The sequence below is a fragment of the Stenotrophomonas sp. genome, from assembly GCF_032103445.1.
Lineage (GTDB): Bacteria > Pseudomonadota > Gammaproteobacteria > Xanthomonadales > Xanthomonadaceae > Stenotrophomonas.
Window position 1 is genome coordinate 1 of record NZ_DAMDFR010000087.1, and the last position, 14,876, is coordinate 14,876.

Genomic DNA, 14,876 nt, shown 5'->3' on the forward strand with positions numbered 1-14,876 from the left:
CGGCCGTTGGCCGGCCCAAGGATCGCCTGGGCCGGCCAACGGCCGGCGCTACCGGGCCAGGTACACCTCAAACCGGGTGACGCGTCTGCCCTTCCCCGCGCACCACGAACCGCTCCACGGTCAGCGCCTCCAGCCCCATCGGCCCATACGCATGCAGCCGCGTGGTCGAGATGCCGATCTCGGCACCCAGCCCGAGCTCACCGCCATCGGAAAAGCGCGACGAGGCATTCACCATCACCACCGCAGAGCGCAATGCCTGGACGAAGCGTTCGGCCGCGGCTGCATCCTCGGTGACGATCACCTCGGTGTGATCCGAGCTGTATTGCTGGATATGCGCCAGCGCCTGTTCCAGATCATCCACCACGCGTACCGCCAGAATCAGGTCCAGGTATTCGGCGGCGTAATCCTCATCCGTGGCTTCAGCGGCCTGCGGCAGCCATTGCCGCGCACGCGCATCGGCGCGCAGCTGCACGCCCCGTTCGGCCAACGCCGCGCCCGCCAACGGCAGGAAGTCGGCGGCCACATCGGCATGCACCAGCAACGTCTCCAGCGAGTTGCAGGCGGCCGGGCGGCTGCACTTGCCGTCCACCAGCAGGTCCACGGCGCGCTCCAGGTTCGCGGCGCGGTCCACGTAGAGATGGCACACGCCCTTGTAATGCTTGATCACCGGCACGCGTGCATGTTCGGCAACGAACCTGATCAGCCCTTCGCCACCGCGCGGAATCGCAAGATCGATGACGTCGTTGAGCTGCAGCAGTTCCAGCATGGTTTCGCGGCGCAGGTCTTCGACCAGGGTGAGCGCGGCATCGGGTACGCCCGCTTCCCGCAAGGCGCGCTTCAGTGCGGCGGCAATCGCGGTGTTGGAATGGATCGCTTCAGAGCCACCACGCAGGATGACCCCGTTGCCGGCCTTGATGCACAGCGCGGCGGCGTCGGCGGTGACGTTGGGGCGGGCCTCGTAGATCATCGCGATGACGCCGAGTGGCACGCGAACTTTCTGCACGCGGATGCCGTTGGGGCGGATGTCATCGCGGGTGATCGCGCCGACCGGGTCCGGCAGTGCGGCGACTTCGCGCAGGGCGGCGCTGATGCTGGCCAGGCGCGATGGGTTCAGGGCGAGGCGGTCGAGCATGGCGCTGCCGGTGCCCTTGGCTTCGGCGGCGGCGAGGTCGCGGGCGTTGGCGGCGAGGATGGTGCTGGCGTCGGCGTCGAGGGCGTTGGCCATGTTGTTGAGCAGCGCGGATTTGGCGCTGGAGGACAGCTGGGCCAGGGTGTGTGCGGCGGCGCGGCAGGCCAGGGCCTGGGTGCGGATGTCATCAGCCATTGCGGAATCCTCGTAGAGCCACGCCCTGCGTGGCTGCGGAGTGGATCGAAGCGATATGTAGAGCCACGCCCTGCGTGGCTGCAAGGTGGGTCGAAGCCACGCAGGGCGTGGCTCTACGGAACATCATGCCCACGGCTCGTAATGCACTCACACCAACACCATATCGTCACGGTGAATCACATTGCCGCCATAGTTGTACCCCAACACCCCTTCAATCTCCCGCGAATGCCGCCCGGCCACGCGCCGGATATCACTGGCCGAGTACTGGCTCACCCCGCGCGCCAACACTACGTCGCCGACCTCACCACGCAACCGCACCTGCACCATGTCGCCGCGCCGGAATTCCCCTTCCGCCGACATCACCCCGCCCGGCAACAACGACGCACCTTTCTCACGCAACGCCCGCGCCGCGCCTTCATCCACCACAATCGCACCCGCTTCCAGCGGTGCATGCCGCAGCCAATACTTGCGCGCAGCCTCGCGGCTCTGCCCGGCATGAATCCGCGTGCCGAACAACCGCCCCTGTGCCAGCGCACGCACCACATCGGCATCGCGGCCATTGAACAGGCAGGTATCAATGCCCACCCTGCCCGCCTTCGCAGCGGCTTCAAGCTTGGTATGCATGCCGCCAGTGCCCGCACCACTGCCGGCCCCGCCGGCCATCGCCAGCACGGTCGTGGTCAGCTCAGGCACATCATGAATCGGCACCGCATCCGGATCCCGTCGCGGGTCCGCGCTGTACAAGCCATCGATATCGGTGGCGATGAACAGCACATCGGCATCAATCAACGCGGCCACGGTGGCGGCCAGATTGTCGTTGTCGCCGAGCTTCAGTTCGTCAACGGAAACAGTGTCGTTCTCGTTCACCACCGGCAGCGTGCCCAACCGCAACAGTTCGTTGAGCGTGGCCCGCGCGTTGAGATAGCGACGTCGGTTGCGCAGGTCGTCATGGGTCAGCAGCACCTGCGCCACCGGACGCTCGAAGAAGCGCTGCCACAAGCCAATCAACTGCGCCTGGCCCAATGCGGCCAACGCCTGGCGTGCGGCCATCGCGGCCCCCACCTCCAGCGCACGCGGCACGATGGCGCGCCCAGCAGCCACCGCGCCGGACGACACAATCACCACCTCGCGCCCGGCCTGCACATGCGCCGACACGAACTGCGCCAGACCCAGTGCATGGCGTGGCGACAGCCCGCCGCCATCGGCCGCCAGCAGGCTGCTTCCGACCTTGAGCACGGCGCGCCGCCATGAGGGCAACGCTTGTTCGGGGAAACGCGATGCAGTCATGGCAGCTACCAGTAATGGGCTCAGGTGAAGTTAGCGGGTCAACCACTCGTGCACATGCAGCGCCGAAGCCTGCATCGTCACCAGCGGATCGCGGGCGACGATGGCTTCGGCCTCAGCGAGGCTTCCTACATTGCACAGCACATAGGCACCGCCACTGCCGTCACTGAAGCCACCGGTCAGATGCAGTTGGTCTTTGGCGCGCAATGCGTCGAGAAAATCACGATGCGGCTGCACAGCGGCGGCAGTGAACCCGGGCAGACGCAGAGCCATCACCAGATACAGCGTGCTCATGCGGCCAGCTCCCGGTCGCCGTGTGCGTGCGGGCTGGAAACTACCAGGAAGCGCACGTCCGCGGCGGAATCATTGCGCATCTGGTGCGCGGCACCCGGCGGCACATGCAGGCCGTCACCGGCACGCAGGCAGTGCGGGGTGCCATCCAACTCCAGCACGGCTTCGCCTTCCAGCACGCGGAAGAACTGCCGCGCACGGTGATGGAAATGGCGTGCCTCCGAGGTACCGGGCGGCATGCGCTCCTCGATCACGCTCAGGTCCGGCACATCCAGCAGATGCCACCCGTCACAGGCCCCGCCCCACACGTAGTGACGGGCGGAATCGAGGTTGACCGGAGCGCTGACACTGGCCATCAGACCAGCGCCGCCCAGCGCGTGCGCAGTTCGTCCAGACGCAGATCAGCCGCCGCACCGGGCGACACGCGCGCGGCGAGGCTGCCTTCCGGCGTGCGCCCCTGGCCCGCCGTATCGGCCGAGGCCGCAGCCGCCTTGTAGGCTTCACGGAACGGCACGCCGGCCACGGCCGCTTCCACGGCAACATCGGTGGCGTACATGCCCGAATCGATGGCAGCGCGCAGCTTGTCATCGCGCCACTCGAGATTCGCCAGCAGCGCCGGCAGCAGTTCCAGCGCCGGAATGCCACGACCGAAGCCGTGGAAGATCGCGCCCTTGCTGCTCTGCAGGTCACGGTGGTAACCGGACGGCAGCGACAGCAGCTGTTCAATCTCGGTGCGCGCAGCGGCCACGGCCGCATGGGTGGCACGCAGCAGCTCAACCACGTCGGGGTTGCGCTTGTTCGGCATGATCGAACTGCCGGTGGTGTACTGCGCCGGCAGCGCCACGAAACCGAACTCGCCGCTGGTGAACAGCGACAGGTCCCAGGCGATGCGGCGAAGATCCAGGGTGGCACCGCCGAGCGCTTCCAGCGCGGCCAGCTCGAACTTGCCGCGCGACAGCTGCGCGTAGATCGGCGAGATCTGCATGCGCGCAAAACCCAGCGCTTCGGTGGTGTGGGTGCGGTCCAGCGGCAGGTTGACGCCGTAGCCGGCCGCGGTGCCCAGCGGATTGGCGTCGATCAGCGCGTAGGTATCGTGCGCGCGGATGGCGTTGTCGATGAAGGCTTCGGCCCAGCCAGCCCACCACATGCCCGCCGAGGAAACGACAGCGCGCTGGATGTGGGTGTAACCCGGCAGCGGGATGTCCTTCTCGGCTTCGGCGCGGTCCAGCGCGACCTTGGCGATCTCGCGGCTCAGTTCGGCCACGCGCAGCATCTTGTCCTTCAGCCACAGGCGGGTGGCGACCAGGATCTGGTCGTTGCGGCTGCGCCCGGTATGGATGCGGCGGCCTGCATCGCCGAGGCGTTCGGTCAGGCGCGCTTCGATCGCCGAGTGGCAATCCTCGAAGCGCTCATCGAGCACGAACGCGCCACTGCGGAAATCGTCGGCGAGGATATCCAGCTCGCGCAGCAGGCCGTCCAGCTCTTCGCTGCTGAGGATGCCGATGTGCTGCAGGCCCTGCGCGTGCGCCTTGCTGGCGGTCACGTCGTACAGGAAAAACTCGCGGTCGAGGATGACGTCATCGCCGGCCAGGAAGGTCTGGATTTTCGCATCCACCGCCACGCCGGGCTTCTGCCATAGAAGGTCTGCCATTGTCTTGCTCCAATCAATGCGGAATTGCGGTGAGCTCGTCCAGGCCCAGGGCCAGGTTGAGGTTCTGCATGGCTTGGGTGGCCGCGCCCTTGAGCAGGTTGTCCAGCGTGGCCACCACGACCACGCGCTTGCCACCCGGTGCGACGTCGAAGCCACCGATCTGCACGCCGTGGCGGCCGGCGATGTGGCTCACCCACGGGGCCTGGTCGATCACCTCGACCAGCGGCTCGTGCGCGTAGAAGGCCTGGTAGCGCGCCAGGATCTGCTCGCGGGTCATCACCTCGGTCAGCCACAGGTTGACGGTCATGGTGATGCCACGGAAATGCGGGGCCACGTGCGGCATGAACTCCACCGGCACGCGCAGGTGCGCGGACACTTCGCGCTCGTGCACGTGGTTGGTGAGTGCATACGGCATCAGGTTGTCGGCCAGCAGCTCGGGGTTGTTCTTGTCCGACGGTGTGGTGCCGGCACCGGAGTAACCGGAGACACCAAAACACTGCGGCGGCCCGGCCAGCTGGGTCAGCAGCGGGCTGATCGCCAGCTGCATGGCGGTGGCGTAGCAGCCGGGGTTGCTGATGTGCTTCTGGCCCGCGTAATCACCGCGGGTCAGTTCGGGCAGGCCGTAGTACCAGCTGCCTTCGAAGCGGTGGTCGGCGGACAGGTCGACAATGACGGTGCCCGGCTTGGCGGCGTCGAGCGCGGCCACGAACGGGGCCGAGAGATTGTTCGGCAGGGCCAGGATCACCGCGTCCATGCCCTTGGCAGCCACGGCGTCGGCGTCCAGGTTCTCGAAATGCAAACCGTCGGTGATGTCCGGGTAATGGTCACCCACGCGCTGGCCTGCCAGCTCGCGCGAGGACACGAAGCCCAGCTGCAGGTTCGGGTGGGCGGCGATCAGCTTGATCAGCTCGGCCCCGGTGTGGCCACGCGCGCCGACGATGCCAACGGTGAAGTTCTTGGAAGTGCTCATGCGGTTCTCTTCGCTCAGCCCAGCAGGCTGGGGGTGCGGGCAGCGCAGTGGTCGACGTAGCTGCGGATACGCTCGAAGCCGTCCGCGCCAAACCAGAACACCTTCCAGTGGTCCTGCTTGTAGCAGCCGTCAGATTCGGCGTAATAGAAATGATTGATCGGGTTGCCGTGGCGCGAGCGCCAGAACAGCTGCGGGGTTTCTTCCAGCATCACGTTCCACACCGCGCGGCCCAGGCCCTCGCCCTGCGCGTCGTCGAGCACGGCGAACTTGTCCAGGTACACGCCTTCGGCTTCGTCGGTGAGGATCACCGCGGCGCGGTAGTTCTCGCTGACGTAGGCGCGCAGCAGCTTGGTCTTGTCGAAGTAGTCCGGCACCAGGGTGCGGCCGAAGCTGGATTCGATCAGCCCCTTCAGGCGCGGCAGGTCCAGTTCGCTCCAGGCGGTGGCGCGCAGCACCTTTTCGCCCTTGCGCACCAGCGTGCCCGAGCCCTTGTGGGTGAACAGTTCCTTGGCCAGATCCGCCGGACGGGTGATCGACACCGACGATTCCAGCGGCAGGCGGTCCAGCAGGTCCTTGATCTGTTCGATCTTCACCTTCATGCCACCGTGGATCCACGGCTGGGCGATCAGGTGGTCGTACTCGGTGGACAGGTTGATCGAGTCGATCACCTTGCCCTCTTCGTCGAGCAGACCGCCGGTGCCGGTGAGGAAGATGATCTTGTACGGCTGCAGTTCCTGCACCAGCTCGTTGGCCGCGAAATCGGCGTTGACGTTGAGGATCTGGCCGCAGCGGGTTTCGCCCAGGCTGGTGATCACCGGAATCGAGCCGGCGCGCAGGCTGGCTTCAATCGGAGCCAGGTTGACCTTCTTGACCTCGCCGACCAGACCGTAGGTGGCCTGATCCAGGTATTCGGCTTCGAACACGCCACCGGTGATGGAGGTGGCGCGTGCGCCATTCTGCTGCAGCGCTTCCACCAGCTGCAGGTTGGACTGTTGGAACACCCGGCGCACGATGGCCAGGCCTTCCGGCGAGGTCACGCGCAGGCCGTTGACGGTTTCCTTGACGATGCCGGCGGCGGACAGCTCGGCATCCAGCTGCGGGCCCGCGCCGTGCAGCACGATCGGGGTCAGGCCCACTTCCTGCAGGAACGACAGCGAGGAGGTCAGCGCGTCGAGGTCATCGCGCAGCACCGCGCCGCCGACCTTGACCACGGCAAAGCGCTTGGCGTCCAGCTGCGAAAAGCGCTTCAGGTACTGGCTGATCTCCTTCGCGCTGGCCATGCTGGAGAGCAGGCGCACGATGGTCTGGCGGGTCTGGCGGTGGGGCTGGAGTGCAGGAGACATTTCGGTTTCGTCACAAGCGGCCGCAGCCGCAGGAAAGGGGAACGTCGCAGCGGGCTGCGACGCGCTCATCAATCAGGCACCGGCCGCGATGATGCGGTGCACGGAATCGGTGTAACGCTGCAGCTGGTCCAGCGTCACGAACTCATCGGCGGTGTGGGCCTGGGCGATGTCGCCCGGGCCGTACACCATCGTGGTGTAACCACCGGCGGAGAACAGCGAGGCTTCGGTCCAGAAATCCACCGCGTTGCCGATCGGAATATCCAACGCGTCGGCGACGTCACGCGCCAGCAGGCGGCGATGTTCGGCTTCGGCGATGTCGCCGGCCGGCAGGCTGGGGCCCCGGAAGGTTTCGGTGAACAGCGCCGCTTCCGGTTCGGCAAAGCCGGCAAACGTGGCCAGCAGCGCGTCGATGTCCATCGACGGCAGCGGGCGGAAACCGAAGCGCAGCTCGGCGGCCGGGGCGATCATGTTGGCCTTGATGCCGCCTTCGACGCGGCCGATGTTGAAGCGCAGCCCAGTCAGCCCGCCGAAGCGCGCGTGGGCCAGCGATTCCACATGGTCCAGCGCGCGGTTGCCCCAGCGCATGGCCTGGTGCAACGCACTGGCGGCGGCATCCTGCTTGCCCGAGGCATGCCCTGCCCGCCCGGCGAACTGCATCAGCACCGAGCTGATGCCGCGGTGTGCCAGCACCGCTTCGCTCATGGTCGGCTCGGCCACCAGCACCGCTTCATAGGGAATGCCACGGGCCAGGAACGCCGCGATGCAACGCGGGTCGTTGGCTTCTTCATCGCTGGAGAACAGGAACGCGGCATCGCCGTCACTGGCATTGGCCGCAGCGACCAGTGCCGCTGCAGCGCCCTTGATGTCACACACGCCCAGGCCGATCACCCGGTCTTCGGTACGCCGCATCACGTGCGGGTCGGCGCTCCAGTGCGGGGAATCGGGCACGGTATCCAGATGCACGTTGAACAGGTACTTCGGGTTGCCGCGCACCGCATACAGGCTGACCGCACCGGCACCGTGGTCGATCACCTCGACGTTGAACCCGGGCAGGTTCGCACGCAGGTAATCGAAGATGCCCCCGGTAGTGATCGCACGCGGCGGATTGCGGGTGTCGAACGACACCAGGGCCTGCAGGTGGTTGAGCGTTTGTTCAAGCATGAATCAAGGTTTCCTGTGGAGCCGGGCATGGCCCGGCACTACATGGGATGGGCTCCGTGGAGCCGGGCATGGCCCGGCACTACATGGGTGTGCGTAGTGCCGGGCCATGCCCGGCAACCACGCGGTGCTGATCAGCGATTGACCTGCGCGTAAAGCGTCGAACTCATGCCGAAGAGCTTGATGAAGCCCTCGGCCTCCTCCACACCCCAATCCGCCGACTGCGCATACGTCGCGCCCTTGGCGTTGAGCAGGTGCGGCGACTTCACCGCCACCGCGTCGACGCGGCCGCCACGGGTTTCCAGCACCACTTCACCGTTGACCTTGCCCTGCGAGGACTTCAGGAAGGCTTCGATGTCGGTCTTCAGCGGGTCGTGGTAGAAGCCTTCGTACACCAGCTCCACCCACTTGCGCGCGACGTCCGGCTTGAAGCGGTTCTGCTGCTTGGTCAGCACGGCATCTTCCAGCGCGCGGTGCGCGGTCAGCAGCGAGACCAGGCCCGGGGCTTCGAACACGATGCGGCCCTTCAGGCCGATCACGGTGTCGCCGGTGTACACGCCACGGCCCACGCCGTACGGAGCGAACAGCTTGTTGAGCTGGGCCAGGATCTGCTCACCCGGCAGTGCCTTGCCGTTGAGTTCCACCGCTTCGCCTTCGACGAACTTCAGGGTGACGTGCAGCGCTTCGGTCGGCCACTGGTCACGCGGTGCGCACCAGCCACGTGCGCCTTCGCCCGGGGCTTCCCAACGGTCGATCTCGCCGCCGGACATGGTGACGCCCAGCAGGTTCTCGTTGATGGTGTAGGCCTGCTGCTTGGCGCGCACGCCAAAGCCACGCTCTTCCAGGTACTTCTGCTCGTAGGCGCGGGTCTGGGTGTGTTCCTTCTGGATTTCACGGATCGGCGCGACGATCTGGTAGTCGCCCAGTGCCTTCACTGCCAGGTCGAAACGCACCTGGTCGTTGCCCATGCCGGTGCAGCCGTGGGCGATGATGTTGGTGCCCAGTTCGGCGGCGCGCTTCAGCGCGGCGTCGACGATCAGGTAACGGTCGGACACCAGCAGCGGGTACTGGCCCTGGTAGCCTTCGCCGGCCCACACGAACGGTTTCACGAAGCCCTTCCAGATGGCCGGGCCGCCGTCGACGGTGACGTGGCTGGTCACGCCCAGTTCGGCGGCACGCTTTTCGATGAAATCGCGTTCCTCGTCATCCACGCCGCCGGTGTCGGCGAACACGGTGTGCACGTTGTAGCCGCGTTCCTGCAGGTAGGGCACGCAGAAGCTGGTGTCGAGTCCGCCGGAGAAAGCCAGGACGATGTCTTTGTTCGTGGTCATGGGGGGTAAGGTCCGATTGCGATATTTGGGGTGATTTCGGGAATGGATCAACGACCGGCAACGGCGGCCATGATCGCCTTCTGCACGTGCAGGCGGTTCTCGGCTTCGTTGATGGCGATGCACTGCGGCGAATCCATCACGCCGTCGGTGGCCTTGACGTTGCGGCGCAGCGGCAGGCAGTGGCTGAACACGCCGTTGTTGGTGAGCGCCATCTTGCGTTCGTCCACAATGAAGTGCTTGTACTGGTCGCGGATCGGCTTTTCCGGTTCCCAGTTGCCGAAGAACGGCAGCGCGCCCCAGCTCTTGGCGTAGACCACGTCGGCACCGGCGTAGGCGCTGTCGATGTCATGGCTGATTTTCAGCGAACCGCCGTTCTCGGCGACGTTCTGCTCGGCCCAGCCCATGTAGCGCTCGTCCAGGATGTAATCGGCGGTCGGGCACAGCAGGGTGACGTCCATGCCCATGCGGGTGGCGATGGTCAGTGCCGAGTTGGCCACCGCGGTGTTCAGCGGCTTGGGGTGGTAGGTCCAGGTCAGCACGTACTTCTTGCCGCGCAGGTCCTGGGTGCCGAAGTGTTCCTGCAGCGCCATCACGTGGGCCAGTTCCTGGCACGGGTGGGTGATGGTTTCCATGTTGATCACCGGCACCGGCGAATACTTGGCGAAGCTGTTGAGCACGATGTCCTGGCGGTCATAGGCCCAGTCGACGAACTTCGGGAACGCGCGCACCGCGATGATGTCGCAGTAACGGCCCAGCACCTTGGCCACTTCGGCGATGTGCTCTTCGGTGTCGCCGTCCATCACCGTGCCCAGGTTGAACTCGATCGGCCACGCGTCCTTGCCCGGCTGCAGCACCACCGCATGCGCGCCCAGCTGGAACGCGCCCAGCTCGAAGCTGGTGCGGGTGCGCATGGACGGGTTGAAGAACACCAGGGCAATGGACTTGCCCTTCAGGTGGTCGCCGAGCTTGTTCTGTTTGAACAGGGCGGCCTGGGTCAACAGCGCGTCCAGTTCCGGACGGCTCCAGTCCTGGGTGTTCAGGAAGTGCTTCAGGGACATCGATCGATCCTTTGAGGCGGGTTTCAATGGAAGAAAGGGTACAAATGCAACTTTTCAAATCGTAGAAACGAAAAAACCCAGCACGGGGGCTGGGTTTTCCGAACAGACAGCACGAAGCTCCGGTTACCCAGCGAAAATGTGGGGTTCCGGTCGGCGGGCACGCGACGTCATGCCCGTAGCCATACGGGCGGCGCTGGTGTCGTGCTGGAAGTCGGTGAGTTTCATCGCCCGCCATCTTTACATGCGCAGGGGGCGGGTGCAACACCCGCCGTTACGGGTTGGCCGGCCCGGCCTGCTGCTCGGCCCCTACCCACGGGGTGATCGAGACCCGGATCTTCAGCCGGTTGCCGGGGTCTTCCGGCAGCCGCGAACGGTACTTGGTGCCCTTGTAGACGTAATCCACGTCGTAGGCGATGGGCCGGCGGAACTCACGGCCGACCGGCACGATCTTGCAGTCACGGGTCAATAACGGGCCATTACCGGCCGCCGGGGCGGCTTCCACCACCGGGCTGCCGTCTTCGTTCACCTGGGTGTCGTCACGCTTGAAGATCGAGCGCACCGAGTCCATGAAGCGGCCGAAACGGCCCTTCTCTTCCTGCGGCTCCTCGCCGGTGACGTTCACCGGGGCCAGGGTCCGGGTCGAGACCGGTTCGCAATGCTCCTCGGTGCGGGTGGCGCGCAGGGTCTGGAACACCGGCTCCACGTTGAGCACCTGGGCGTAATCGAACTTCACGTTCTCGACGATCACCACCCGGTTGCGGACGTCGGCTTCCTGGGCGCACGCCGTGAAGGCGGCACTTCCGGTCAGGCAGCCAGCCAGCGTCAGCAACAAAGCGGATTTCATTGGCAACCGGGTCGAGGACAAGGTGGATAGTGTAGGCAGTGCCAGGGGCAAGGGGCTGAACATTACCCGTCCGTGACGCTATTGCCCATAGCCAGACGGCCAGAAAGCGACACCACCTGACGTGGTCAACCCACTCCAGGCCCCGCCAGACCGGCGCGGGCGACCGTTGTGCTCTAAAATCGGGGGCTTGCCCCACTCCCCTCGGCCAACGCCCCTCATGACCCTGCGCCTGCACAACAACCTGACACGCCAGCTCGAAACGTTCACCCCGCTCGATCCGGCCTGTCCGACGCTGTATGTGTGCGGCCCCACGGTCTACAACTACGTACATATCGGCAACGCGCGCGGGCCGGTGGTGTTCGGGGTGCTGGCCGACCTGCTGCGCCGGCGTTTCGGCGGGTTGCGCTACGCGCGCAACATCACCGACGTGGACGACAAGATCAACACCGCCGCGCGCGAGCAGAACGTGCCGATCACCACCATCACCGACCGCTTTGCCGCCGCCTACCGTGAAGACATGGCCGCGCTGGGCGTGGTGCCGCCGGACATCGAGCCGGAAGCCACCGCGCACATGGCGCAGATCATCACCATGATCGAGCAGCTGATCGCCGCCGGGCATGCCTATGCCGCCGAAGGCCACGTACTGTTTTCGGTGTCTTCGTATGCCGACTACGGCAAGCTCTCGCGCCGCGACCCGGAAGAAATGCTGGCCGGTGCGCGCGTGGACGTGGCCCCGTACAAGCGTGACCCGGGCGATTTCGTTTTGTGGAAGCCGTCCAGCGACGACCTGCCGGGCTGGGAGTCGCCCTGGGGCCGTGGCCGCCCCGGCTGGCATATCGAATGCTCGGCGATGGCCGCCGCCCACCTGGGCGAAACCATCGACATTCACGCCGGCGGCGTCGACCTGCAGTTCCCGCACCACGAGAACGAGATCGCGCAGAGCGAATGCGCCCACGGCGGCAAGACATTTGCCCGGTTCTGGCTGCACAACGGCATGCTGAACTTCGGCGGTGCCAAGATGAGCAAGTCGATCGGCAACATCGAGCGCGTGCACGATCTGGTGCGCAAGCATGCGCCGGAAGCGCTGCGTCTGGCGCTGCTGTCGGCGCACTACCGGCAGCCGCTGGACTGGTCGGATGCGTTGATCGAACAGTCCGCGCGCACCCTGGACCGCCTGTACGGCACCCTGCGGGATCTGGCCGACGTGGAGGCCACCGCGGTGATTCCGGCGGAAGTGGAAGCCACCCTGGACGACGACCTGAACACCCCGCAGGCGCTGGCCGAGCTGGCCCGGCTGGGTGCGGAAGCGCGCCGTGCCGAACCGGCCGATCGGGCCGCCGCCAAGTCAGCCCTGCTGGGCGCGGGCCTGGCACTGGGCCTGCTGCAGCAGGATCCGGCGGCGTGGTTTGGTACCGCCGGTGGGGATGCCGATGACGATGCGCGGATCCAGGGTCTGATTGATGAGCGCACGGCTGCCAAGGCTGCGCGCGATTTTGGCCGCGCTGATGCGATTCGCGACCAGCTGGCGGCGGAAGGCATTGTGCTGGAGGACACTGCGCAGGGGATTCGCTGGGTGCGGAAGCGCGGCTGACGCCGTCACCCGACCAACGGTCGGGTGCTACCGGGATTCCGCAGCGCTGTTGTGTGGCAGCCGTGCTGTTTTGTTGATACCGAATTGATTGAGAGTGTTGTGATGGAAAGTCCGTTCCCGCTTGAACCTACTGCTGCCGAAGCGCAGGCCGCCATTGCCGAGGAGTTCGCCTTCTTCGGCGACTGGTCCGAGCGCTACCAGTACCTGATCGACCTGGGCCGCAAACTGCCGGCCTTCCCCGAGGAATGGAAATCCGAGGAACACCGTCTGCTGGGCTGCCAGTCGATGGTGTGGATCGTGCCGGAGGGCAATGCGCAGAACCTGCGCTTCCATGCGATCAGTGACTCGGCCATCGTCTCGGGGCTGATCTACCTGGCCTTGCGGGTGTACTCGGGCCGGTCGGCGGAAGAAATTCTGGCCACCGAGCCGACCTATATCAGTGACATCGGCCTGGCCAAGCACCTGTCGCCGACCCGCAGCAACGGGGTGGCGGCGATGCTGGCCTTCATCCGCGACACCGCACAAGCGCAATCGTGAGCCCGGCCGCCCCCACGCCGGCCGGCGAAGAAAGCGCACTCGGTCTGCTCGCCCGCCCCGGCTTCGCGCAGGTGCTGGCGTACCGCATCCTGGCGATGCTGTCCTACCAGATTGTGGCGGTGACGGTGGGCTGGCACATCTACGAAGTCACCCGCAATCCGTTCTCGCTGGGTCTGGTCGGGCTGGCCGAAGTGCTGCCGTTCTTCTGCGTAGCCCCGTTCGCGGGCTACCTGGTGGATCACCTGCCTCGCCGCCGGCTGGGCATGGTGGCCTGCACGGGGCTGGTGCTGACCGCGGTGGTGCTGACCTGCGTGGCAATGGACTGGCTGCCGTTCCACGGGGTGTGGCCGATCTATGCGGCGATTGCGCTGACCGGCATGGTGCGCGCGTTCCTGTCGCCCATCTACAACGCGTTGTTCGCACGGGTGCTGGAACGGCATCAATACGCACGCGGCGCGGGCCTGGGCGCGGTGGTGTTCCAGACCGGCATGGTAATCGGCCCGGCGCTGGGTGGCGTGCTGGTGGGCATGGGCGGCAAGGGCGTGGCCTATGCGGTGGCGGCGACGTTCGCGCTGGCGGCACTGGGCTGCCTGGCCGCGCTGCGGGTGAGCGAGCCGGTGCACACCGGCCCGGCGGCACCGATTTTCAAGAGCATCGCCGAAGGCGGCCGGTTCGTGCTGGGCAACCGGATCATGGTGGGCGCGATGGCGCTGGACATGTTCTCGGTGCTGCTGGGCGGCGTGGTGGCGATGCTGCCGGCGTTCCTGCACGAGATCCTGCACCACGGCCCGGAGGGCCTGGGCATCCTGCGCGCCGCGCCGGCACTGGGCTCGGTGTGTGTGGGCCTGTGGCTGGCGCGACACCCGCTGCAGAAGCACGCGGGCCGAGTCCTGCTGTTCGCCGTGGCCGGCTTCGGCCTGTGCGTGATCGGCTTCGGCCTGTCGCACCACTTCTGGCTGTCGGCAGCGATCCTGCTGTTCTACGGGGCCTTCGACGGCGTCTCGGTGGTGGTGCGCTCGACCATCCTGCAGCTGGCCACGCCAGAGGAAATGCGCGGCCGCGTGTCCTCGATCAACGGTATTTTCATCAGTTCCTCGAACGAACTGGGCGCGTTCTACGCCGGCACCATGGCCAAACTGCTGGGCCTGGTCCCGGCAGTGGTCCTCGGCGGTTTCGCGGTCCTCAGCGTAGCCGGCATCACCGCCTGGAAGAACCCCACCCTGCGCCGCTTGAATCTGCGCGACCTGCAGTGATTGCGCACGCGGCACGTTGACCGCCTGTGATTGCACGCATCGCCCCTCGCCTGGCTGTGATTGCACGCATCGCCTCTCGCCCGGCTGTGATTGCACGCACTACGTAGAGCCGGGCTTGCCCGGCTGCTGTTGGATTCGTGCGAACAGCTCTCGGTTCACGGTATCCCTGGCTTGGCGGCTCGGGATGGGCGTTCCGGGGGACGGCGCAAGTACGTCCCTGTAGCCTCAGTCGCCGCATCCA

General features: G+C 66.2%; 14 protein-coding genes. 3 read left to right on the forward strand and 11 right to left on the reverse strand.

The genetic code is table 11. The annotated features are described in order from the left end of the window. Positions 1-67 precede the first annotated feature (67 nt). The 11 genes from RT551_RS19545 to RT551_RS19595 all read right to left on the reverse strand — a co-directional run bounded on the left by RT551_RS19545 (position 68) and on the right by RT551_RS19595 (position 11,254). Positions 68-1,324, reverse strand: a complete 1,257-nt coding sequence (locus RT551_RS19545) for a glutamate-5-semialdehyde dehydrogenase (RefSeq protein ID WP_313461573.1) — start codon at positions 1,322-1,324, stop codon at positions 68-70. 147 nt (positions 1,325-1,471) lie between these two features. Further along, the gene (proB, locus tag RT551_RS19550) at positions 1,472-2,611 is read right to left on the reverse strand and encodes a glutamate 5-kinase (RefSeq protein WP_313461576.1); all 1,140 of its coding nucleotides are present in this window, start codon (positions 2,609-2,611) and stop codon (positions 1,472-1,474) included. A 30-nt stretch (positions 2,612-2,641) separates the two neighbouring features. Continuing rightward, positions 2,642-2,902: a YciI family protein gene (locus tag RT551_RS19555; RefSeq protein ID WP_313461579.1), complete on the reverse strand. Its 261-nt coding sequence runs from the start codon at positions 2,900-2,902 to the stop codon at positions 2,642-2,644. Further along, entirely contained in the window at positions 2,899-3,255 is a 357-nt protein-coding gene (locus RT551_RS19560; protein ID WP_313461582.1) for a cupin domain-containing protein, read from the reverse strand. Before RT551_RS19560 ends, RT551_RS19555 begins: the two co-directional genes overlap by 4 nt. Beyond that, a complete protein-coding gene (gene argH, locus RT551_RS19565; protein WP_313461585.1) occupies positions 3,255-4,550 on the reverse strand; it encodes an argininosuccinate lyase in 1,296 nt (431 codons plus the stop codon). The genes RT551_RS19560 and argH overlap by 1 nt, the downstream gene beginning before the upstream one ends. Before the next feature lie 13 nt (positions 4,551-4,563). After that, on the reverse strand, positions 4,564-5,520 hold the full coding sequence (gene argC, locus RT551_RS19570; RefSeq protein ID WP_313461588.1) for an N-acetyl-gamma-glutamyl-phosphate reductase: 957 nt from the start codon (positions 5,518-5,520) through the stop codon (positions 4,564-4,566). Between the two features lie 14 nt (positions 5,521-5,534). After that, positions 5,535-6,863 (reverse strand): acetylglutamate kinase, encoded by a 1,329-nt coding sequence (locus RT551_RS19575; RefSeq protein ID WP_125362286.1) that lies wholly within the window; start codon positions 6,861-6,863, stop codon positions 5,535-5,537. 72 nt (positions 6,864-6,935) lie between these two features. Next, complete coding sequence (locus RT551_RS19580) at positions 6,936-8,024, reverse strand: acetylornithine deacetylase (RefSeq protein WP_313461592.1); 1,089 nt, start codon at positions 8,022-8,024, stop codon at positions 6,936-6,938. 131 nt (positions 8,025-8,155) lie between these two features. Continuing rightward, the gene (locus tag RT551_RS19585) at positions 8,156-9,352 is read right to left on the reverse strand and encodes an argininosuccinate synthase (RefSeq protein ID WP_313461595.1); all 1,197 of its coding nucleotides are present in this window, start codon (positions 9,350-9,352) and stop codon (positions 8,156-8,158) included. Positions 9,353-9,399: 47 nt separating this feature from the next. Further along, positions 9,400-10,410 carry an N-acetylornithine carbamoyltransferase gene (locus RT551_RS19590; protein WP_313461598.1) on the reverse strand — a complete coding sequence of 337 codons (1,011 nt, stop codon included), beginning with the start codon at positions 10,408-10,410 and terminating at the stop codon, positions 9,400-9,402. Positions 10,411-10,681: 271 nt separating this feature from the next. After that, entirely contained in the window at positions 10,682-11,254 is a 573-nt protein-coding gene (locus tag RT551_RS19595) for a hypothetical protein (protein ID WP_311191895.1), read from the reverse strand. A gap of 217 nt (positions 11,255-11,471) precedes the next feature. Here RT551_RS19595 and cysS point away from each other — a divergent pair, with 217 nt between their 5' ends. From cysS to RT551_RS19610, 3 genes are all read left to right on the forward strand, one after another. Then, a complete protein-coding gene (cysS, locus tag RT551_RS19600) occupies positions 11,472-12,845 on the forward strand; it encodes a cysteine--tRNA ligase (protein ID WP_313461601.1) in 1,374 nt (457 codons plus the stop codon). A gap of 99 nt (positions 12,846-12,944) precedes the next feature. Next, complete coding sequence (locus RT551_RS19605) at positions 12,945-13,382, forward strand: SufE family protein (protein WP_313461604.1); 438 nt, start codon at positions 12,945-12,947, stop codon at positions 13,380-13,382. Next, positions 13,379-14,635 (forward strand): MFS transporter, encoded by a 1,257-nt coding sequence (locus RT551_RS19610; RefSeq protein WP_313461603.1) that lies wholly within the window; start codon positions 13,379-13,381, stop codon positions 14,633-14,635. Before RT551_RS19605 ends, RT551_RS19610 begins: the two co-directional genes overlap by 4 nt. Positions 14,636-14,876 lie beyond the last annotated feature (241 nt).

Coding starts and splice junctions, on each gene's coding strand:
- argH (WP_313461585.1), bottom strand. CDS start 4,550: ATGGCAGACCTTCTATGGCAGAAGCCCGGCGTGGCGGTGGATGCGAAA.
- argC (WP_313461588.1), bottom strand. CDS start 5,520: ATGAGCACTTCCAAGAACTTCACCGTTGGCATCGTCGGCGCGCGTGGC.
- RT551_RS19575 (WP_125362286.1), bottom strand. CDS start 6,863: ATGTCTCCTGCACTCCAGCCCCACCGCCAGACCCGCCAGACCATCGTG.
- cysS (WP_313461601.1), top strand. CDS start 11,472: ATGACCCTGCGCCTGCACAACAACCTGACACGCCAGCTCGAAACGTTC.
- proB (WP_313461576.1), bottom strand. CDS start 2,611: ATGACTGCATCGCGTTTCCCCGAACAAGCGTTGCCCTCATGGCGGCGC.
- RT551_RS19595 (WP_311191895.1), bottom strand. CDS start 11,254: ATGAAATCCGCTTTGTTGCTGACGCTGGCTGGCTGCCTGACCGGAAGT.
- RT551_RS19555 (WP_313461579.1), bottom strand. CDS start 2,902: ATGAGCACGCTGTATCTGGTGATGGCTCTGCGTCTGCCCGGGTTCACT.
- RT551_RS19585 (WP_313461595.1), bottom strand. CDS start 9,352: ATGACCACGAACAAAGACATCGTCCTGGCTTTCTCCGGCGGACTCGAC.
- RT551_RS19545 (WP_313461573.1), bottom strand. CDS start 1,324: ATGGCTGATGACATCCGCACCCAGGCCCTGGCCTGCCGCGCCGCCGCA.
- RT551_RS19590 (WP_313461598.1), bottom strand. CDS start 10,410: ATGTCCCTGAAGCACTTCCTGAACACCCAGGACTGGAGCCGTCCGGAA.
- RT551_RS19560 (WP_313461582.1), bottom strand. CDS start 3,255: ATGGCCAGTGTCAGCGCTCCGGTCAACCTCGATTCCGCCCGTCACTAC.
- RT551_RS19580 (WP_313461592.1), bottom strand. CDS start 8,024: ATGCTTGAACAAACGCTCAACCACCTGCAGGCCCTGGTGTCGTTCGAC.